This window comes from Telmatocola sphagniphila, from assembly GCF_018398935.1.
Lineage (GTDB): Bacteria > Planctomycetota > Planctomycetia > Gemmatales > Gemmataceae > Telmatocola > Telmatocola sphagniphila.
Genome location: NZ_CP074694.1, coordinates 2,799,704 through 2,820,788, shown reverse-complemented (window position 1 = coordinate 2,820,788; position 21,085 = coordinate 2,799,704). Strand labels below are relative to the sequence as shown.

Sequence of the window (21,085 nt, the reverse complement as noted above, 5' to 3'; positions counted from 1 at the left end):
GCAACAGAGCTACTGAACAATCGGAGAAAAAAATGCCGAAGTTAATTATCGAAAATGGACCTGCGGTGGAAGTGCCCGAAGGCAAGCGATTAATCCTGGCCATTACGGATGAAGCCGGCGTCGATGCCCTGCATGCCTGCGGCGGGAACGCCCGGTGTACCACGTGTCGGGTCGAATTTGTTTCCGGGGAACCCAGTCGATGGACCAAGGCGGAAAAGGAAATCCTGCAGGCCAGGGGGATTACATCCGGACGACTGAGCTGCCAGATTCAGTGTGAAGGGGACATGACCGTTCGCGTGCTTAATCACCTGAAAACCAGCGGCCGACCGGACGCCGGAAAGCGACCGACCGATGCGATCGCCCCACCGCCTGAGTGGGTTTCTTGATTCGCTTTACAGTTCGCGTTTCAATTCGATGCCGATCTTTTGCAATTCGGTTTTCAAAGCGCCGATCTTTTCGGCGCTGACACTCAGCATGCGAGGCCCGAGACGAGCCTCGATCAGATGATGCGTAGTGGGCCACTGCATCAAGGCATCGGCAATGTGATCGCTCGGAAGGGCGATCACCAATTTTTCGATCGCCGACAGACTGAGATTCAGTGGCGGCGCGAACAGTAAGCTGGCCGAGGCGGAAACGCTCTGGCCGCTTCGTTCGCGGCACCAGCGATCCAGAATCTCCAAATTCCAGCCGGCATCCGCCATCTTGCGAAAGCGTTCGAGCGTAAAGCGATACCGGCGCCGTTCGAAATTGCCGTTGAAAGGCAGGGCTTCCGACAGTTGTTTCAATTCGGCTTCCAAAAGTAAATCGGCCCGAGTGCTGATGACATCGAAGGTCAATCCGTCTTCGTCGAATTCCACGCAGGGCTGCGGCGGCATCTCGTAATCGCGATTGGCGAGTAATCGAAAGTGCTTGTAATCCAGCTCGGCTTTTTCGGACAGGCCGATCCGGTCGGTCAGTTTCTGGGCGACCAGGCCGCGGCGAAAAGCATCTTCCAGATCTTCCGGCTTCACGAATTCGATCAGAGTGGCCGAGGCAAAGACTGTCACCCGCTCCCACTTGTTGGCCCAGCGTCCAATCGAATCGCGGACTGTGCCCGGCAGCGTGTACATGCCAAATTTTTCGAGTGTCTGAACGATCTGGGTGAAGGTCAGTCCCGATTCCAGCCCGCGATAGAGACGATCGGGGTCGACTTCGAGAGTGCAGGCGGAGCCGATGGTCTTCCAGACGGCAAAGCTCGAAAGATCCGCAACCAGCGACACCTGTAAGTGCTGGCGGAACAGAATGATTTCCCCGCTGGGTTGAACGGTTAGCGTTTGCGTGAAAGGGGGAGATAAATCCGGCTTCTTTTCGCCGAGCAGTATCCAGCGTCCCATATCGCTCAGTCGAATCAGATCGGCCTCCGGTCGATTGAACAACTCGACGATGCGTAACTGGACGAAGACGCCGTAAATCAGGCCGCGAATGTAGGCGTGAACCTGTGTCGATCCCTGGCAGCGAGGATGCTTTTCCTCGATAAATCTCTGCAATTCGTCCACGGAAACGGCCCGATCCGGCTTCACCTCCGCCAACAGGAGCAAAATCAATAAGGAAATCGATGGCGTGGCCGCTTCCACGGTTTCCGGCGCATAGCCATCCACAGGATTCCAATCGACGATTCGCAGCATCTCCGCGAGACATCGCTTGAGGAGATTTCCCAGATCCTGCTTCCAAATCTCGCTGAAGCCGAGGGAGATAATCTCCGTTTTGTCGGTGCGGAACATGCCCAGGAGTCGGGCCCATGAGAATGCGAGAACTCCCGGTTCGGGAATAGTCACCAGAGGCACGGCAAAGGCCGAATTCAGGACGGAATCGGTTTGAAGTTTAGTCAGTTCGCGCTTGTAATAGGTGCCGGATTGAGCTACTTTCAGCGTTGTGCCATCCAGTTTCTGCCAGGCCGCGGCAATCCGCAACGGCCATTCCCAGCCATCGACAACCACCCCCGGGGTTTTTCCGACCGAGATGCCTTCCAGGTTCGGCAAGCCGAGCGGAAAGTCCGCACATCGCTCGGTAACGGAGTTGGGTACCCAGACAATAGATAACAGCATTCCCGACAGGCCCAGCCAATCCTCGAAGGCTTTGAGCTTATTGGTCACTAATGTCAGATCGGGAAAAATTAGTCCGCTTTCCAGAAGGTTCAGGACCGGTTGGATGCCATCAATATGCCCCAGACTGGCGAGGCATTGAATCAGATGATCGATCCTCCAGAGAGACTGGTTGCTGACCTTCACCATTTTGAGAAGTTTGCGGCAATCCTCCGGAAGATCTTTCAACCGGCGATCGATCAATATGGGATTTTGGAGACCTTCCACGCACTTCTGGCGGACATCCTCAATGGGCCAGGTGCTGCGTGGTTTGAGAAGTTTATCTGCAACTTTGCGGAGCAGGGATTCGGAATAGCGAGTCAGAATCGCTTCCACATCCGAGGCATTCGTTTCCGACGACATATCGAAATTATTCCGGATTGGCTGAGGAGCTAGATACGACACGGGGGGTTTGACCCATCGCCTGGAGTTCCGCGACGACGGCATCGACGCGGCCCGGGCGAATCAGCAGAATCTGATCGGTCAGCCGCCCGGCAATCTCCGGGGCTAGCTTTTTGCGAGCCAGCATCTCCTCGGCCAGCAAAACATCTTCCGTCCAGACCAGACAGACTTTACGATGCAATTTGACCGCGAACCGAGACGACGAGTCGGCAGACATTCAAAAAGCTCCTGGGAGACAAGCTGTCATTATAGGAAGGGCACTCGTTCTGAACTCGGGAGGATTAAAAAATGCAGGCTGGAGGATCTCCTTTGAAAGAATCCCCCAGCCTCAAAATTCCCTCGGAAGGCCTTAAGTAACTAACGGCCTTTTTTCTTCTTCTTTTTGCGTTCTTCGGCACGTTCTTTGGCGGTTTTGCGGTGACCCGTGTCTCCTTTTTTGCCAATCTGTTTCAGAAGATTTTCGCCGCCGGGCATGAACGCCCCCATGTTGCCCAGGCCGGTCATCATCTTCATCCTCTGCCAGATGCTCATCTGAGACATCTGCTTGAAGACGTTCTGCACGACTTCGAACTGCTTCAGGAACTGATTCACTTCATGGGGCTGAACGCCACTGCCCGCCGCGATTCGCCGTCGGCGAGGGATATCGATCAAATCCGGATTGCGGCGTTCCTCCATTGTCATCGAGTCGATCATTCCCTGAACTCGTTTGAGAGCGACTTCGGGATCTTCTCCCTTGGGAATCATATCGGACATGCCGGGCATCATGCCGATCATGTCTTTCATTCCCATTTTTTGAAGTTGAACAAATTGGTTCCGAAAATCCTCCAGCGTGAGACTGCCCTTGGCCAGTTTCTCCTGTTGCTTTTTGATTTCCTCTTCGCTGATTTCCTGCTGAACTCGGGAAACCTTTTCGACCAACCCCATCAGGTCGCCCTGGCCCATTAAACGGCTGGCCATGCGTTCGGGGTGGAAGTCCTCCAGAGCCTGGAGTTTTTCGCCCATGCCGATGAATTTGATCGGTACCCCGGCCACCTGGCGGATGCTCAGGGCGGCCCCGCCGCGAGCGTCACCGTCCAGTTTCGTCAGAATAACGCCGTTAAGTTCCAAGGCGTCGTGGAACGCCTTGGAGGAATTGACGGCGTCCTGGCCCGTCATGGCATCGCAAACGAGGAAAACGGAATCGGGCTTAACGTACTTGTCGATCTGCTTGAGTTCTTCGATCAACTCCTCGTCAATATGCAGTCGGCCGGCCGTATCGAGAATCACCGTGTCGAGATTCTGCATCTTCGCGTAGTTCACAGCATTGCGGCAGACATCGACTGGATTAGTCGCCTCGGTATAAACCGGCGTTTCGGTCTGTCCACCGATGACTTTGAGCTGTTCGACGGCAGCCGGGCGCTGTAAGTCAGCAGCAACCAGCAAAACTTTACGGTTCTGAGCTTTTAGCTTGAGGGCCAGCTTGCCGCAAGTGGTCGTCTTACCGGCTCCCTGCAAACCGCACATCATGATGACCGTGGGGCGATCCTTGGCAAAAGGAATGCGATGATCGACGGGGCCCATGAGAGCGACTAATTCGTCGAATACGATCTTGATGATCTGTTCGGAAGGGTCAACGCGGGAAAGGACTTCCTGTCCGACGGAGCGAGCTTCCACCTTTTCGATGAATTCGTTGACGACGTTGAAGTTCACGTCGGCTTCGAGTAAAGCTCTGCGAACCTCGCCTAAACCTTCGCGAACGTTATCGGCAGTCAGTTTGCCCCGACCCCGAAGTTTTTTGAAAGCGTCGGTCAGGCCCCGTTGAATACCTTCGAACATTGTACTTCTCGAATTAGCGAATTAGAGATCGGTATAAGGTGTGGTGAACAACTTATCCAAAGCCGCTTTGCTGAAATCGCCCGTTTCAAAACCGCGTTTGAACCATCGCATGCGCTGAGCGGAAGTTCCATGGGTGAATTTTTCTGGTCGTACTCGGCCGGTAGCGTTTCTTTGCAGGGTATCATCGCCAATCTGCTTTGCGGCATTAATGGCTTGTTCCACGTCATTGGGATCGATCTTGAAGCGATCCTTGGCGTTGAAGGCCCAGACGCCCGCCAGATAGTCTGCCTGCAATTCCAGTCGCACGGACATTTCGTTTTCTTTGCTGGTCCCTCGAGCGGCATCCGCTTTCTGGGAGTAGCCGGTGAGGTTCTGAACGTGGTGGCCCACTTCGTGCGCGATCACGTAAGCCCGGGGGAATTCGCCGGGAATGCGAAGCTGTTTCTCCATCTCATTGAAGAAATCCAAATCGATGTAAACGTGTTTGTCGCCAGGGCAGTAAAAGGGACCCATGGCCGCGTCGGCATTGCCGCAAGCCGATTTGATTGAACCGGAGAAAATGGTCAACTTGGGTTTCGGGTAGCTTCTCAATCCCTGCTTGGCGAACTGTTCGTCCCAAACTTTTTCGGTATCGCGAAGCACCACGCTTACGAGTTTCTTGGCCTTTGAGCTCTGTTCGGTTTCTACGACTTCTCGTTGTTGGCCGCCGCCTCCACCCCCGCCGCCTTTTTGGCCCACCAGACCGGCAAGTTGCTGGGGATTGACGCCAAATATCAAGGCAAGCACCAGGATGATCAATCCGCCGCCGCCGACGGTGGCGCCGACGGCAGGCCCTCGACCTCTCTGATCTTCTACGTTATCGCTTTCCTCGAGACCATCTATCTGCATGGTGCACCTCTAAGGTTGAATTAGGACATGAACTTCTTATCGAATCGCTATAAGGCACTGAAATTATAGTAGCTCAAGCAATTTCCATTCCTCGGATTCGACGACTTTTAAAAATCAATAAGCCGCTTTGACAATGGCCAGGAAACTATCGGTTTTCAGACTGGCGCCGCCGACCAAAGCCCCATCGACATCGGGTTGCTTCAGGATTTCCGCGGCATTGTCCGGTTTGACGCTTCCACCGTACTGGATGAGCAGGCTTTGCGCCACCGTTTCGCCGAATTGCTTGGCGATGAATTTACGGATGAACGCATGAACTTCTTGGGCCTGCTGTGGGGTGGCCACTTTGCCCGTCCCAATGGCCCAGACCGGTTCGTAAGCGATGGTGACGAGTTTCAATTGTTCGGCGGTTAATCCGGCCAGGCCCGCGGCGATCTGAAATTCCAGTACGGCCTCGGTATGCCCGGCTTCGCGTTCGCTCAAAAGTTCGCCGACGCAAAAAATGATGCCCAGGCCGGCGGCGATACCCGCTTTCACTTTGCGGTTCAAAAGCAGATCGGGTTCCAGCAAGGTATGCCGACGTTCACTGTGACCAACGATCGAGAAGGTGCAACCGGCTTCCTTGAGCATGCCCGGGCTGACCTCGCCGGTGAAGGCTCCCTCCTTGGCGGGATAGAAGTTCTGGGCTCCCACTTCGAGCTTGCTGCCCTTGATCGCTTCAGAAACTTTGGTCAACCAAGGGAAGGGGGGGCAAACGCCAACCATTACTTGAGTATTATCTTTCAAACCTTCCGCCACCGCCTGTGCTAATTCCACGGAACTCTTGGCGTTCGTGTACATCTTCCAGTTGCCGACAATCAATTTCGCGCGAGCCATATCAAATCCTTGAGTGGGTGTACTTAAACCGGTATGGTCTTACCCATGACTTCCGCCAGTTTGCGGAGTTGAACCATGAGGCTAGTATACTTGGGCGGTATCAATGCCTGGGGACCGTCCGAAAAAGCTTTTTCCGGGCAGTCGTGAACTTCGATGTGAACGCCATCGGCATCGGCCGCGACGGCAGCCCGAGCCATGGCCGGGATCAAGTCGGGCCGGCCGCAGGCATGGCTGGGATCGACGATAATCGGCAAATGGCTCTGTCCTTTCACATTGGGCACCGCGCTCATATCCAGCATATTCCGGGTGGAATCCTCGAAAGAACGCACTCCCCGTTCGCACAGCACCACATTGGGGTTGCCCGCTGCTAGGATATACTCGGCCGACATCAGAAGATCTTTTACGGTTGCAGCCATGCCTCGCTTAAGGAGTACCGGTAACTTCGTGGAGCCGACTTCCTTCAAAAGGTCGAAGTTCTGCATGTTTCTTGCACCAATTTGAAACATGTCCGCATACTCGGCGACCAGGGCGACCTGCCGGGGGTCCATGACTTCGGTGACAACCGGCATATGGTGTTTCTGGCCGACTTCTTTCAGAATTTTTAAGCCCGATTCCCCCATTCCCTGGAAGCTGTAGGGGCTGGTTCGCGGTTTGAAAGCCCCGCCGCGTAGGATATTTGCTCCAGCGTCTTTTACCAGTTGCGCGATGCGATCCAATCCTTCGAAGCTTTCCACCGCACAAGGGCCAGCAATCATCGCAAGCGATCCCCCGCCGATGGGGATTTTGCCCACCATCACAATGGTATCATTCTTCTGCAATTCTCTGCTGGCGAGCTTGAAGGGCTTCATGATGGGATGCACGGCTTCCACACCCGCAAAGGCCGCAAAAGCCTCCGCGTGCGGCTTCGTCTCGTCTCCGATAGCTCCCACAATGGTCCGATGTTGACCCCGGCTGACGTGCGGCGTAAAACCCAATTCGGTAATTCGTGCGATCACGTGTTCTATCTGTGCTTCACTAGCATCGGGGCGGAGTACGAGAATCATGAATTTCCAACCTTCCAGCTGTCCAGGGCATTTCCAGCGAGCCTTTTTTCCCCGGAAAAAATAAGGGCAGACTAGAGTGTCTGCCCTACATACCAATTATCTTACAAACCCGCAGAAATTATTCTTCCAGAGGTGCGATCGGGAACGAGCCCAGGATCGAAAGCTTATCGCAGGTTTTCTCTAGCCCCTGTAAAGTTTTCTTAACCTTGGCATCTTCCGCGTGGCCTTCAAAATCGGCAAAGAAAATATATTCCCCCTTGGCATCCCGGAACGGGAAGGATTCGATCCAAGTCAGATTGACCTTGTTCGATTTGAAGAGATTCAGAATATCCGCCAGGGATCCCGGGCTGTGCGGGATCTGAAACATGATCGCCGTTTTATCTTTACCCGTACGACCAGAATCGTGGGTGCCGATGACTGCAAAGCGAGTTTCGTTGTGCTGCGAATCTTCGATGTTGGAATAGAGAATGCGAATACCATAGCGAACGGCAGCTTCCCGGCTGGCAACCGCGGCCGTGTTGGGCTGCTGCTGAACGAGTTGCGCGGCGGCCGCCGTGCTGGTCACTTCATGCAGAGTGGCTTGAGGCACATTTTTGCTGAGCCAGTTGCGGCACTGGGATAAAGCCTGCGGCTTGCTGTAAATTCGGTGAATTTCCGTCTGCTCGCAGTTAGCCAATAAGTTGTGATGAACTCGAACTCGGACTTCCGAACAGATTTTCAGCTCCGGCATTTTGACGAACATATCCAGCGTGTCTGCGATACGCCCATCCGTCGAATTTTCGAGCGGCACCACACCATAGTCGACGTGCTGGCGAGCCACCTCTTCAAATATGGCGGAAATGTTGCCTACTGCCATCAGTTCCACGCCCTGGCCAAATTGTTTCATCGCAGCCAAGTGACTGAAACTGTACTCTGGCCCGAGAAAAGCGATCTTGAGTACTCGCTGCAGGGATCGCGAGCCGGAAATCAGTTCTCGATAGACCGAACGGATAGTCACCGGGGGTAGCGGCCCCTTGTTTTTTTCGAGGAGATTGCTGATTACCTCTTCTTCGCGAGCCGGGGCAAAGACGATACCGCCGGATTCACTCTTCAATTTGCCGATCTCCATCGCGAGAGAGGCGCGTTTGTTCATGAATTCGAGGATTTGCTGGTCTAATTTGTCGATCTGAGCTCGGAGTTTCTTGACATCCTCGTCCGATTTACGGCTCATTGGCGGCCCCTGGCTGGGAGGTGCTGTTTTGGTTACACACACTTTAGTGAGGAATCCAGGAAGAGTCAACGAATCAAAAAATGTCTATGCGATATTCCTAAATCGTTATTCCGTATATGTTTGCAATGCATCATCCGCCTTACAAGCGGGCCTATTTTGGAATTTCGGGTTTGCTGCCAATTTGGCAGAAAAACTCCGGAATAAATTGCGGTTTTAAATGGCACTTTAAGGGTTTAACACAGTAAAGTTCTCATTCGTCGAGAGTTAAATCGATTTAACCCCTGTTTTTGGGTTCCGGCACAAATGTTGCAGAATATTTGGCCAAGTTATAAATACTGAGTCGTTTTCCGGCTCCAACGCCCAATGCTCGCCGGAAGCGACGGGGAGAAAATTCGCTATGGCAAAAGATAAAATCATTGGTATCGACCTCGGTACCACCAACTCGGTTGTCGCGGTCATGGAAGAGACCGGTGAAGTGAAGGTGATTCCGAATCAGGAAGGGAATCGTCTGACCCCATCGATCGTGGCGTTCACCGATAAGGCCGACCGATTAGTGGGTGACCCGGCCAAGCGCCAGGCCGTTACCAATCCTCGACGCACCATTTACTCGATCAAGCGATTCATGGGCCGTCGACATAACGAAGTCGAATCGGAAGAAAAGTTGGTTCCCTATAAGATCGTCGGCGGCAAAGACGAGCTGGTGAAAGTCGACATCGACGGCAAGAACTTTACCCCTCCGGAAATTTCGGCGATGATCCTTCGCAAACTGAAGGAGTCCGCCGAAGCGTATCTGGGGCAGACGGTTCGCAAGGCCGTGATCACCGTACCGGCTTACTTCAACGATGCTCAGCGTCAGGCGACCATCGACGCCGCGGCCATTGCCGGTTTCGACACCGAATGGGAAATCGAAGATCCCAAGACCGGCCATAAAGGCAAGCAGCGCATGCGTATCATCAACGAGCCGACCGCGGCTTCGCTGGCCTACGCCTTTGAAAAGAAGAAAAATCAGAAGATTGCAGTGTTCGACCTCGGTGGCGGTACCTTCGACATCTCGATTCTGGATGTGGACGATGAAGGCACTTTCATCGTGAAGTCGACCAACGGGGACACTCACCTCGGCGGCGATAACTTCGACGACATCCTGATCGATTACCTGGCCGACGAGTTCAAGAAAGAACATGGCATCGATCTGCGAAAAGACATGATGGCTTTGCAGCGCCTGAAGGAAGCGGCCGAACGGGCCAAGAAGGATCTTTCACAGCAGACGACCACGGACGTCAACCTGCCTTTCATCACGGCGGATGCTTCGGGACCGAAGCACATTATGATTTCGCTGACTCGGTCTAAGTTTGAGCAACTGGTGGAAGGACTGTTCGAGCGCTGCAAGAAGCCCGTGCTGGCCGCACTGTCCGATGCCAAGTTGAGCCCGAGCCAGATCGACGAAATCGTGATGGTTGGCGGTATGACCCGTATGCCGCGCGTGCAGCAACTGGTTAAGGAAATTTTCGGAAAAGAAGGTCACCGCGGGGTGAATCCGGATGAAGTGGTCGCAATCGGGGCTGCGATCCAGGGCGCTCAACTGCTGCTGGGAAGCCAGTCGCAGATTCAGCTGCTCGACGTTACTCCGCTCAGCCTGGGTATCGAAACGATGAACGGCGTGATGAGCGTGCTCATTCCCCGTAATACGACGATCCCGACCAAGAAGAGCCAGATCTACACGACGGCCGCCGACAATCAGCCGGGCGTGGACATCCAGGTCTTCCAGGGCGAGCGCCCCATGACCTCGGACAACAAGCAGATTGGGACCTTCAAGCTCGACGGGATTCCGCCAGCACGACGCGGCGAACCCCAGATCGAAGTGACCTTCGACATGGATGCCAACGGCGTTCTGAATGTTTCCGCCAAGGATCTCGGTTCCGGTAAAGAACAACGCATCAAGATCGAGAACTCCAGCGGCATTAACGCCGCCGAGATCGAAAAGATGAAGAAAGATGCGGAGTTGAATGCCGAATCGGATAAGCGTAAGAAGGAATTGATTGACGCTAAAAACGAAGCGGATACCAAGGTTTACCAGACCGAAAAGCAACTGTCGGAACTGGGCGACAAGCTCAGTGATGCGGATAAAGCTCCTATTCGCGCTGGGATCGAAAAGGTCAAAGCGGCGATGAGCAAGGAAGACCCCGCAGCCATTCGCTCAGCAGTCAGCGAACTGGAACAGGCCACGCAGGCCATGAGCCAGCAGACGGGCAAAGCTTCCGGCGGTGCAACTCCTCCTCCGCCCACTGGGGGAGCAACGGCGGGCAAGCCGGACGATGTCATCGACGCCGATTTCGAAGTGAAGTAATCGTCCAATTTCCTCTGAAAACTCCGCGGGCACTGGGCTTAACCCCAGTGCCCGCTTGCGTATGATAGCAGCATGACAGAAAAAACGGACGTCGTCATCCTAGGCGGCGGTGTCATAGGTCTTACTACCGCGTATCACCTGGCACTGGAAGGATTGCAAGTTACTGTTCTGGATAAATCGGATCTGGGGCGAGAGGCCTCCTGGGCCGGAGCGGGCATCCTCGCTCCCGGGAATCTTTCAAAAGCTCATCGTCCACTTGATTTGCTTCGGGCGTTCAGCCGAAATCGCATCGAATCCTTTAGCTTGCAATTGAAAGAATCCTCCGGCATCTGGAATGGGTTTCGCAAGTGCGGCATCCTGGATCTGGAAGCGCCATCAGCCGCTACTCAAAATGCTTGGGTCGACGAAGAAATCGCATTTCAAAGTGCGGAGCCTTCGCAATATCCTCAAGTTCAGTTCCTCAGTAATTCCGGCATTTTTTTTCCCGACGGGGCTTTGCTAGAAAATCCTTTGCATCTGCAGGCGTTAATTCGTGCCTGCGAAATTCAAGGAGTCCGGTTACGGCCGAATTCCCATTCCATCCAAATGATTAAAGCTGAAAATCGAATAGAGAGTCTAGCGACCGTGGATGGGAAGCGATTTGCAGCGGATCGATTTGTTATCGCTACAGGAGCCTGGACCGAACTCCTTCCGGAATTGACTCCGATGAAACTCGGTATATTTCCGATTCGCGGTCAAATCGTTCAGTTAGCTATTGAAGGGGAAATGCCGGTATCTTGCATCGTCGAATCGGGGAAGCAGTATATCGTACCAAGAAATTCCGATGAAATTTTGATCGGCTCGACCGAAGAACCGGAAGCAGGCTTTGAGAAAGCCAATACTCCCTCGGGAATTCAGGGACTTCTCGATTTCGCACATAATCTGATACCGATTCTCCGTTCTGCACAGCAAGTGCGAGCCTGGGCTGGATTAAGACCTGGTTCCAAAGACGGCCTGCCGACGATCGGTCCGATCCCCGGTTTCGATAATGTTTTTATCGGGGCCGGGCATGGCAGGTCGGGAATTCAGCAGTCGCTGGCGACGGCCCAGATACTGACGGATTTAGTGCTGGGAAAGCGGACTTTTATGGATATATCGCCCTTCAAAGCGGATAGACCGCGCAGCCAAGCCACCGAACCGCTCTTTCGGTCCTAAGATATCAAAATGGAAACCGCATCGACCCCGACCGATCAACGTCATCTCGTGTCCGACCTGGCAGAAGATTTCGCCTGGTTGCATCAATATCAGGTCAGCCGCGTCGGCGAGGAGAAGGCAGGTACGGAACTCCGTTTCGCCGACGCCCTCGTGCGCAATACTCTGGGCCCAGCCATTGAGAAAAACTCGGACCAGCCTCTACACATTGCGGTCGTGGGGGGAGCGGGGACCGGGAAGAGTACGGTCGTCAATTTCGTAGTCGGTTCGAAAGTTACCGAATCGAATGCCCAGGCCGGTTATACTCGTCACCCGATTGGGTTCGGCAGTCTCTCCCCAAGCATTCTCGCTTCCTGGGGAACGCTTGGTTTTCTCGGTAAATTGAAACGACAAGATGGTCCTCTGCCCGCCAGCCTGGATGAAGATGTCTATCAATTTCGGCAGGTAAAATTTCAACAGTCCCCCTTGCCCGAAAATTGCGTCATCTGGGACTGCCCGGACGTGACGACCTGGGCCGCACAGAACTATATCGGGCGAGTGATTGAGATTCTGGCTCTGGCCGATCTCGTCTTATTCGTCGCATCCGACGAGCGCTATAACGACGCGATTCCCACGCGATTTTTGAAGCAGGTCCTATCGGCCGGAAAAGCGGTAGTCGTTTGCCTCACAAAGATGCGAGCGACGGATGCCCCTTCGATCTCCCAGCACTTTCAACAGGAAATTCTGGGCAGTCAGGCCGATAAAGTGCCCCTGGTGACGATTCCGTTCCTTAGCGTCGATGTGCTCGATGATCCGCTTGGAAAAGCGAGTGAATATCGGATCGCTTTGCTCAATCAAATGACGGTGTTGCTCGAACCGGAGAAAGAAGCCAAAGCTCGTACGGTTGATCGCGGCGTGCAATTTCTGGAAGCGACCTTACCCAGCATCATCGAGATGGGGCGACGGGATCTGAAACTGGTATCGACCTGGGATTCCCTGGTTAATGATTCCAAAAACGATTTCGAGAAAACGTACGAACGGGAGTTCGGCATCAGTTCTTCGGTGACTGGCTTGAAGGTCACGCCGGAGCAAATGCTGCAGAAATTCGATCTGCCAGGAAATGCCAAATGGCTTTCGGTGGTGCTTTGGGTCCTAAGGCAGCCTTATCAATTAATTCGTCAGCTCTTCCAGAAAATGCTGTCCCGGCCGGACGGTGCCGGATTCAAGGAATCGGACGTCATCAATCGCGGCTTGCAACAATGGCTCGACCATGTGCGGGCCGCGGTCGTCCGAGATGCGAGTCTCCATCCCTTCTGGGACCATCTGGCCAAGGGATTTCAGAGCGGACTGGGGGATCAATGCCTTTCTGTGTACAAGTCGGCAGTGGAACCCTATCGAACCTCCGCCAACGAAGAAATCACCCAGGTCAGCCGTTCCCTGATCGAGCCGCTCGAAGGGCTCTCGAACGTCTGGAATTTTCTGCGGGTTCTCAAGGTCGTTCTGGAATTGAGTGCCGTGATCGCGGCGGTCGTCATTGGCGGCTGGTCCTGGTGGACGCTGTTATTAATTCCCTTGCTGGTTTCGGCGGTGCACGCCCTCTTCGAATTGGGGATTCATTTTTACATCGATTCCAAGCGCCGTCAGCTGCGGGCTCACCGGCTCCTGATGCTGGATAAGATGATTCTGAAACCGTTCCAGGAAAAGCTGAAATCCTGGCCGGTGACGGAAGGTTCCGATTTCGAACGATTGAGCCAGATTGAAAAGCGAATCGCCGGCCGGTTGCAGCAGATTGTCGATTTGCTGAAGAATCGCTGATTGACCGATTGAAATTATGCGGCGAAGTGTAAAAAGAATTGCATGATTCACATTGAAAATCTGGTTAAATCTCACGGTTCGATCCGGATTCTCGACGGTATATCCCTCGACGTGCCCGCCGGTCAGGTCGCCGTGTTCATCGGGCCGTCGGGGAGTGGTAAAAGCACTCTCCTTCGCTGCGTGAATGGGCTCGAGCCTTTTCAGGCCGGCGGCATCCGCATCGAGGATCGCAAGCTGGAACCTGCTACGGCTCCCAATTCTCCCGAACTGCTGGCGATTCGAAAACGTCTCGGCATGGTCTTCCAGCAATTCCACCTTTTTCCCCATATGACTGCTCTGGAGAACGTGATGAGCGGTCCATTACTGGTGCTGAAAGAATCCAAAGAAAAGGCGGAAGAGAAAGCCCTCAAACTATTGGATCAGGTCGGGCTGAAGCACAAAAAAGACTCCCGACCGTCCCAATTATCGGGTGGTCAGCAACAGCGTGTTGCGATTGCCCGCGCTTTAGCGGTTAACCCGGTGGCGATGCTTTTCGATGAGCCGACGAGCGCGCTCGATCCGCAGATGGCGGATGAAGTTCTTTCGGTCATTCTGGATCTGGCCAAAACGGACATGACGATGCTGATCGTCACCCATGCGATGCATTTCGCCAAACGGGCAGGGCATCGGATTTTCTTCATGTGTGCTGGCCGGATTGTTGAAGAAGGGGTTCCCGCCGATTTCTTCCAGCAGCCGAAATCCGCTTTGGCCCGTGAGTTTCTTCAGAAAGTAGAATTATGATCAAGCAGCTAATAAATGTGGGACATAGTCCTGATCCCGATGATGCCTTTATGTTTTACGGGCTGGCCAAAGACAAGTTTGACACCGGTCGCTACAGCTTCGTGCATCAGTTGCAGGATATCGAAACTTTGAATCGCCGGGCCATGAAGGGGGAACTGGAAGTCTCCGCCGTCAGCTTGCATGCTTACTCCTACCTCACCGACAAATATGCTTTGATGCCTTGCGGTTGTAGCATGGGCGACGATTACGGCCCAATGGTGGTGGCCCGCAAAGAACTCACCAAGGCCGAGTTGTTAAAGACGAAAATCGCAATTCCGGGTACGCTGACCACCGCCTTTTTGACGCTGAAACTCTATTTCGAAGGGCAGCCCTTCGAATTCGAAGCCATTCCTTTCGATGAAATTATCCCGGCGGTGGAAAGCGGTAAGTTCGACGCAGGTTTGATCATCCACGAAGGGCAATTAACATTTCAGAATCAAGGTTTGAAGCTCCACGTCGATCTCGGCGTCTGGTGGAAAAAGGTGACGGGCTTGCCGCTACCGCTGGGCGGAAACGTAATTCGTAAGGATTTGGGCAAGCAGACGATGTCGGAAGTGACCCGTTTAATTCAGAAGAGCATCCAATTTTCCCTGGACAATCGGGCTGATGCTTTAGCCTATGCCCTGAATTATGCCCGCGATATGGATGTGAAGTTGGCGGACAAGTTTGTTGGCATGTATGTGAATGATTGGACAATCGATTATCGGGAACGCGGCCGGCAAGCAGTGGAGCGATTGTTAAGGGAAGGGCATCGTATGGGAATTATTCCCAGCCCAACAGAGTTGGAGTTTGTGGATTAAGCCCGGTATAATTTTGGCATGATCTCTCTGGCGACATATTTGGCTCCGCTCAGCCCGTGTGGTTATCTGCCGGACCGGGATTGGCAACTCGAGTACGAGGTGGTCGCCGAGATGACCGCCGAGGAATACGAGGAGCGGATGAAGTCGGGTTGGCGGCACTTCGGCCATTGGCTCTTTCACCCCAAGTGCCCGCACTGCTCGGAATGCGTTTCCATTCGCATTCCGGTGGCCGATTTTCAGCCCAATCGAAGCCAGCGCCGGGCCTGGAAGGATAATACCGATATCCGTCTGGAGATCGGCGAACCGCAAGTCAGCCAGGACCGGATCGACCTGCACGCCAAATACCATGAATTTCAGTCCGATTTTAAAGGCTGGCCTTTTGAAGGGGCCAAAGACCGCGACGAATATATGACTTCGTTCGCGTTAAATCCTTTTCCCGTCGAAGAATGGCGTTACTTCCTGGGCGAGCGCTGCATTGGCATTGGCTACAACGATTTGCTCGAAGAAAGCCTGTCGATGATTTACTTCTTCTACGATCCGGAATTTCGGGATCGGTCGCTGGGCACGTTTAATGTTCTGAGCGGGATTGCCCGGGCGCGGGAGTTAAATTTGCCCTATCTGTACCTGGGCTATTACGTTCAAGGGTGTGCGTCGCTGAGCTACAAAAACAATTTTAAGCCGAGTGAAGGATTGATCCAGGGCGATTGGATCCCTCTGGCTAAGCCTTCTTGAACATCAAAAAACCGATTCCAAAACCCGCTCCGAGAAACAAGGCCCACGAGACAGCGACCCATACCCAGGGAAATGAGTTGGGTAACGGGAGGGCAACATGCGGTTCGGAAGCGATCGCTGGCGATGCTTGGGCGACCACTTGAGGCACTGGTGAGTCCAAATCAATCGCAAATAGATCCCGGTCGGAAATTTCTTTGGAAGTGTTTGCAAGTTTTTCAATTCCCGGCGTTCCCTTGTTTATTGCAGCATTCGGGCCCGACTTTTCGGATCTGGGGAGTGTACCGGCGGTCAGAAGGAGCTCGAAATCGTCGTTTTCGAACAATTTTGAAGGCGTCGCAGGCTTTTCTGCCGATTTGACTGCCCGGCCCTGGGATGGACGAGCCTTTTTGCTTCCGGGAGGGGCGGTAGTTGCCGCCTTAGATGGCCCGGGCATAGATTCCTCGATGATCGAGGAAGAAGACTCGGACAAAGCCTGAGTCGTAGCATGGCTCGGCGTCTCCGGCGTGGGCACTCGCATACGCCCCTTGCACTTGGGACAGGTGATATCCATGCCTGCTTTTCGTTGTGCTATCCCGAGTAACTTGTCACAATAAATACAGCGAAACCGGATCGGCATCGGAGAACTCCGCTAGAGATATCTTCTATTTTGCCGTAGTTTAACTGTGGAATCAACCAACAAAGTTCACTCATTCCCGATGAGGCCTCTTTATGACGTTTCCCTCCAACCAATCTCAGAATGCGTGGCTGAATCCAATCTTCCGTTCCATCGCTTTTTTAGGGTTGGCTCTTCTGCTCGTAAGTTATGCTCCGAAGTCTTCCCGAGCGGATGTGGTGATCCTCAAGGATGGTTATACCCTGCACGGTAAAGTATTTAAGGATAGTGTCGTCGAAGTGGATCCCACCACCGGGGAGAGCTTTATCATCAAAGCCGGCTTTCACAAAGTGGATGATGGGGGGAGGATCACCGTTTTTAGTCCCAATTATCGTCAACTTGGGGATTCGAGCGATTTCAATCGCTTCGCTGACTTTGTGACTTTAAGGACCAAATTTGTTTCCGGTGGTCTGAAAAATCCCATCGATTTCGACGTCGCCCCCAAGAAAGACATCGATTACGACGACCGTTGGATGCGTAAAGTGCCGGTCTATTCCCTCTCGAATGGAAGGTGGATTGCCGATCTTCAGCAACAGATTGTAACCCTCACGCCCCATTTCATTCGCATCGATTCTTCCAGCCATAAATGGGGGGCTTCCTATCTGACTCAGGAATGGGGGCCGGAGAAAGTCCTCAAGCTGCTAAGGCATCACCCCGATCTAAAAGAAGAAGCTGGTAAACCGGAAGCCTCCAAGCGCAAGAAGCTGATTTTGTTTCTCATCCAGGCGAACTGGTTCGATTATGCTCAGAAAGAGATCGACGACTTGGCCAAGGCTCTGCCGGACGATAAACAGTCTGTTGCGGACATGCGTAAATCGCTGCTGTCCGCCCAGGCCGATCTGTATCTGCAGGAATTGGACATCCTCCGCTCCGGCGGTCGATACGAGGCTCTGCGTAAGAAGTTGCCTGAATTCCCTAAAGAAGGTATCCCGGCTCCGCAGACTTTGAAATACAGCACCTTCAAGGCGGAATTTGAAGCGCAAATGCAAAAGCTCGAAAAGGCTCAACTGCATTTGGAAAAGCTCAGCAAATTACAATTTTCTGAAGCGGATCGCTTTCTCATTGGGGCGGCGAAGGTCATTCAGCGAGAATTGCACCCCGATTCGATTTCCCGCCTGGACACTTTCGTGGCCATGGCCGATCAGGTGGAAAGAGATATCGCCCAAGGGCGGGCGACAACCTATAAGCCGGAGGAGTTACTCTCCCTCGCGGTCACTGGCTGGCTGTTAGGTAAATCCTCGGCCGAAACCAAATCGGCGGCTGCCAAGAAACTCTGGGATGCGCGGGAACTTCTCAAGAGCTATCTGAGCACGGATACCCGAGGCGACCGACTGACGCTCCTGGGCAAACTGGAAAAGAACGCTCTGCTGCCCCCGATCGATGAACTGGCTCAGATCATTTCCCTGATGCCGCCACCGTACGAGAACAAAGATTTCTCCACGGCCATCAAGATGTACAATACAGGCCCAGTGAAGAACTATCCCAAAGGGGTCGATTTTGCACTTCAGTTGCCTCCGGAATACCATTTCGCCCGACGTACACCACTTTTGATCCTGCTCCCGGATGGAAATGAGAAACCGGAAGATTTGATCAAAAAATTCGGCAATTTACCGGCGCGTTATGGGTATATCGTCGCCGTGCCCGTTTGGAATGGCGGCATCCGCGCTACCTATACCTTCACCGATGATGAACGAGGAGTTGTCCCCGCTTTAATTTCGCATCTGGAGCGATTCCTTCAAATCGATTCCGATCGAGTCTTTCTTTTTGGCTGCAACGAGGCCGGCAACATGGCTTACGATGTCGGACTCTCCCATCCCGATTTGTTTGCCGGGGTTACGGCGATGTGCCCATTCCCGAGTGCCCGGGTCTTTGCGGCCAAATCGGCCAGTCCCAGCAAACTTGTGCTCCGAGAATATTGGCAGAATGTGCAGCAGTTGCCGCTCTATCTGATCCTCGCCGACCGTGTGGGGGATGACACGGCGAAGACGATTCAGATGACCCTGAAAAATTGGATGAATAAAGGATTTCCCGTGTTAGCGGTCGCTTACAAGGGGCGGAATCCCGAATTCTTTTTCCAGGAACTCCCCTTTATGTTCGACTGGATGGTCCGGAAGAAACGCACCAACGGTCTGCCCGGTTTCGGAACACCGGGTTTGGGGGCGGAGGGAACGGACTTCCGTACCATGCGCCAGGAAGACAACCACTTTTACTGGGTCAGCACCAGTGAAATCATGCCGGGGAAGACTTTGGAAAGGAATCCTCGCGGCGAATTCGTGCCGGCGCGGATTGCTGCCAAAGCGATGGAAGGTAACATGGTCCGGATCGACGCGGTCGGTTTCCGTCAGTTGACGGTCTCTGTTCCGCGAGGATTATTCGAGCTGGATAAACCGATTCGAATTGTCATTAACGGCAAGGAATGGAACAACGAGCGCAAGCCATTAAAACCCAACCTGGGGGTTATGCTGGAGGATCTTTACGAACGGGGCGATCGCCAGCATGTTTATCTGGAAAAATTCGAGTTCAAGGGCAGTCCGTTCCTTCCCAAGTAACCAAGTGTTCGGTGGCGTATGCTTCAGATTGGGAGTTCGCCCCCTCCATTCCGAGAAGCTTTGCCGATCACTTTTCGACTTCGGAACTGGCTCGAGAACGGACCTCGAAATCGTGCTCGGCCCGATAGACGATCAGCACAACGCGAGGTCCCGTCAGCCGATTTATCGGATATTTTCCGCCGTAATAGGTGGAAATCGTATTCGGCAGCGGCGTGTGAATCGGTAGTGAAATCCCATAGGCCAGCCGAGTAATCGGGATTTCTTTTAAGCGAAGCAGCGCCGGGTCAATTTTCACCGCCTGGGTTGAAGGCCGCCACAATCCTTTAGGCAGAATCACCCAATCCCCTCGGTGAACCAAAGACTTTTCCGGCCAGAGTTCCTTCATTCCGGCTTCCCGCCCATACCACTGCACCCCCCAATGCCCGGCGAACCAGATGGGAAATTCGTGATCGGGTTGTTGCAAAATCCATTCTTTCGCTTCTTCAATGGCATTCTTTTCAACGTGAGCATCCATCAGATCGACGAAGGCAAAGAAAAAGCCAATTACCACGGCTGCCGCAACGACATATCTCAAACAATTCGGCTTTGGCAAAGCTCCGAATCGCAATTGGAAAGCTCTCAAACAAACCAGAGTGCCGATCACCACTAACCCCATCAGCCTCCGACTGGCCGGGAAGGGGGTCAGAGCGAAATAGCAGCCGAGTTCGACAAACAGCCAGAGAATTAAAAATCGATCGAGAGAACGATTCGCAGCGTCCGGTCGCTGCGAAATTCCCAGTTTGAATGCACTGCCAAGAACCGCCAAGGCACTGCTGGTGCCCAGGCACATCAGGCTAAGCGAATTTATGGTCAGCCGTCCATGCTCTTCTTCATCGCCGGTTTTGAGTACATAAATCGAATCCGGAAATCCGATGAGCGCCAGGACATACAAGCCGATTAAGCCCAGCCCGATGTAAGCGAATCTTTTGCCGAATCCCAGAGCCAACCAGCCGACAAGAGAGGGAACGGCAAAAAGGCCCCCGAGATTGCCGATCAGTGCAAGCGCCAGCTTCCATTTTTCTTCAAAGAAAACGCCTTGCAGACTATCGTTCTGCGCTAGGGCATGAAACAGAAAATGGGAATGGCCGTAGATCCGATAGACGTACAACTCCCAACCGCAGAACAGTGCAGCCGCAGTGGTAATGGCCAGGATGCTGCAACGCAGCGAACCGATGAAAAGGCCCATCAGCAACAGGATGCAGGGAATGCTGAAGGCAGTGTATTTGGTTTGCATGGCCAGGCCGGTAATCAGCCCGGACAGGATGGCTTTGTAGTCCGATTTGGCGTCCCAAAGTACTCGAATTCCGGTCAGCCCGAGAGCCAGGGCCGGTATGTCGAGCATGAAATTCATGCTGGGCAAAAAGGTAGGGGAGAGGAGAAGGAGCAATAATCCTTCGATGCGAAATCCGGGTACGATTTTGCCGAGGATAAAAGCAAGTGAGCTCGAAAATAACCAGGCGAATGGGAACATCCAAAGCTTCAATAAAGGAATCGATTCCCCGAAAAGGTGCATACCAAGACTGAGCCAGTAAGGCAGCACCGGCGGCAGCAAAATTTCGAACGCCGGTTCGGCCTGCTGATACCAGCAAATCTCGGTTCCGGGCGCTGGCCCGTAAGGTTGCAAGGGAGTAGCGACGATTTGCTGGGCAAAAATCAGATAAGCCGTGTCGTCCACCACGACTGGCTTCAGAGCGTTAACGACCGTCAGCAGGGCCGCCAGTCCCAACGGTACCAGGAAAGAGTTTCGGGCGGCATAAAATTCCGGCATGCGACAATTCTATGATCTGCGAATCGATCCATCGCACCTACAATAT

17 protein-coding genes are annotated in these 21,085 nt (G+C 53.5%); 8 read left to right on the top strand and 9 right to left on the bottom strand.

Annotated elements, in window-relative coordinates; genetic code table 11:
- The first annotated feature begins 32 nt into the window (after positions 1–32).
- Positions 33–386, top strand: a complete 354-nt coding sequence (locus tag KIH39_RS11145; protein WP_213499421.1) for a 2Fe-2S iron-sulfur cluster-binding protein — start codon at positions 33–35, stop codon at positions 384–386.
- A gap of 6 nt (positions 387–392) precedes the next feature.
- On the opposite strand, the gene KIH39_RS11140 is transcribed toward KIH39_RS11145, so the two are convergent.
- The 7 genes from KIH39_RS11140 to pheA form a co-directional block, all read right to left on the bottom strand.
- The gene (locus KIH39_RS11140) at positions 393–2,483 is read right to left on the bottom strand and encodes a hypothetical protein (RefSeq protein ID WP_213499420.1); all 2,091 of its coding nucleotides are present in this window, start codon (positions 2,481–2,483) and stop codon (positions 393–395) included.
- 7 nt (positions 2,484–2,490) lie between these two features.
- Positions 2,491–2,739: a hypothetical protein gene (locus tag KIH39_RS11135; protein ID WP_213499418.1), complete on the bottom strand. Its 249-nt coding sequence runs from the start codon at positions 2,737–2,739 to the stop codon at positions 2,491–2,493.
- Between the two features lie 140 nt (positions 2,740–2,879).
- Positions 2,880–4,337 (bottom strand): signal recognition particle protein, encoded by a 1,458-nt coding sequence (gene ffh / locus KIH39_RS11130; protein ID WP_213499411.1) that lies wholly within the window; start codon positions 4,335–4,337, stop codon positions 2,880–2,882.
- A gap of 21 nt (positions 4,338–4,358) precedes the next feature.
- Positions 4,359–5,225: a KPN_02809 family neutral zinc metallopeptidase gene (gene ypfJ, locus KIH39_RS11125; RefSeq protein WP_213499409.1), complete on the bottom strand. Its 867-nt coding sequence runs from the start codon at positions 5,223–5,225 to the stop codon at positions 4,359–4,361.
- Between the two features lie 114 nt (positions 5,226–5,339).
- Positions 5,340–6,098 (bottom strand): triose-phosphate isomerase, encoded by a 759-nt coding sequence (gene tpiA / locus KIH39_RS11120; RefSeq protein ID WP_213499407.1) that lies wholly within the window; start codon positions 6,096–6,098, stop codon positions 5,340–5,342.
- A gap of 23 nt (positions 6,099–6,121) precedes the next feature.
- A complete protein-coding gene (aroF, locus tag KIH39_RS11115; RefSeq protein WP_213499405.1) occupies positions 6,122–7,141 on the bottom strand; it encodes a 3-deoxy-7-phosphoheptulonate synthase in 1,020 nt (339 codons plus the stop codon).
- 118 nt (positions 7,142–7,259) lie between these two features.
- Positions 7,260–8,351, bottom strand: a complete 1,092-nt coding sequence (gene pheA / locus KIH39_RS11110) for a prephenate dehydratase (protein WP_213499403.1) — start codon at positions 8,349–8,351, stop codon at positions 7,260–7,262.
- Between the two features lie 397 nt (positions 8,352–8,748).
- On the opposite strand from pheA, the gene dnaK reads away from it, so the two are divergent.
- The 6 genes from dnaK to KIH39_RS11080 all read left to right on the top strand — a co-directional run bounded on the left by dnaK (position 8,749) and on the right by KIH39_RS11080 (position 16,031).
- The gene (gene dnaK, locus KIH39_RS11105; protein ID WP_213499401.1) at positions 8,749–10,695 is read left to right on the top strand and encodes a molecular chaperone DnaK; all 1,947 of its coding nucleotides are present in this window, start codon (positions 8,749–8,751) and stop codon (positions 10,693–10,695) included.
- 72 nt (positions 10,696–10,767) lie between these two features.
- Positions 10,768–11,889 carry an NAD(P)/FAD-dependent oxidoreductase gene (locus KIH39_RS11100; protein WP_213499399.1) on the top strand — a complete coding sequence of 374 codons (1,122 nt, stop codon included), beginning with the start codon at positions 10,768–10,770 and terminating at the stop codon, positions 11,887–11,889.
- A 9-nt stretch (positions 11,890–11,898) separates the two neighbouring features.
- On the top strand, positions 11,899–13,680 hold the full coding sequence (locus KIH39_RS11095; protein WP_213499397.1) for a GTPase domain-containing protein: 1,782 nt from the start codon (positions 11,899–11,901) through the stop codon (positions 13,678–13,680).
- Between the two features lie 42 nt (positions 13,681–13,722).
- A complete protein-coding gene (locus KIH39_RS11090) occupies positions 13,723–14,460 on the top strand; it encodes an amino acid ABC transporter ATP-binding protein (protein ID WP_213499395.1) in 738 nt (245 codons plus the stop codon).
- The gene (locus KIH39_RS11085; RefSeq protein ID WP_213499394.1) at positions 14,457–15,299 is read left to right on the top strand and encodes an MqnA/MqnD/SBP family protein; all 843 of its coding nucleotides are present in this window, start codon (positions 14,457–14,459) and stop codon (positions 15,297–15,299) included. The genes KIH39_RS11090 and KIH39_RS11085 overlap by 4 nt, the downstream gene beginning before the upstream one ends.
- Positions 15,300–15,317: 18 nt before the next feature.
- Complete coding sequence (locus KIH39_RS11080; protein ID WP_213499392.1) at positions 15,318–16,031, top strand: arginyltransferase; 714 nt, start codon at positions 15,318–15,320, stop codon at positions 16,029–16,031.
- Here KIH39_RS11080 and KIH39_RS11075 read toward each other — a convergent pair.
- On the bottom strand, positions 16,018–16,581 hold the full coding sequence (locus KIH39_RS11075) for a hypothetical protein (protein ID WP_213499390.1): 564 nt from the start codon (positions 16,579–16,581) through the stop codon (positions 16,018–16,020). The two genes, KIH39_RS11080 and KIH39_RS11075, sit on opposite strands and share 14 nt — an antisense overlap.
- Before the next feature lie 158 nt (positions 16,582–16,739).
- On the opposite strand from KIH39_RS11075, the gene KIH39_RS11070 reads away from it, so the two are divergent.
- Positions 16,740–19,232 (top strand): hypothetical protein, encoded by a 2,493-nt coding sequence (locus tag KIH39_RS11070; protein ID WP_213499388.1) that lies wholly within the window; start codon positions 16,740–16,742, stop codon positions 19,230–19,232.
- 67 nt (positions 19,233–19,299) lie between these two features.
- On the opposite strand, the gene KIH39_RS11065 is transcribed toward KIH39_RS11070, so the two are convergent.
- The gene (locus KIH39_RS11065; RefSeq protein WP_213499386.1) at positions 19,300–21,039 is read right to left on the bottom strand and encodes a hypothetical protein; all 1,740 of its coding nucleotides are present in this window, start codon (positions 21,037–21,039) and stop codon (positions 19,300–19,302) included.
- Positions 21,040–21,085: the final 46 nt, after the last annotated feature.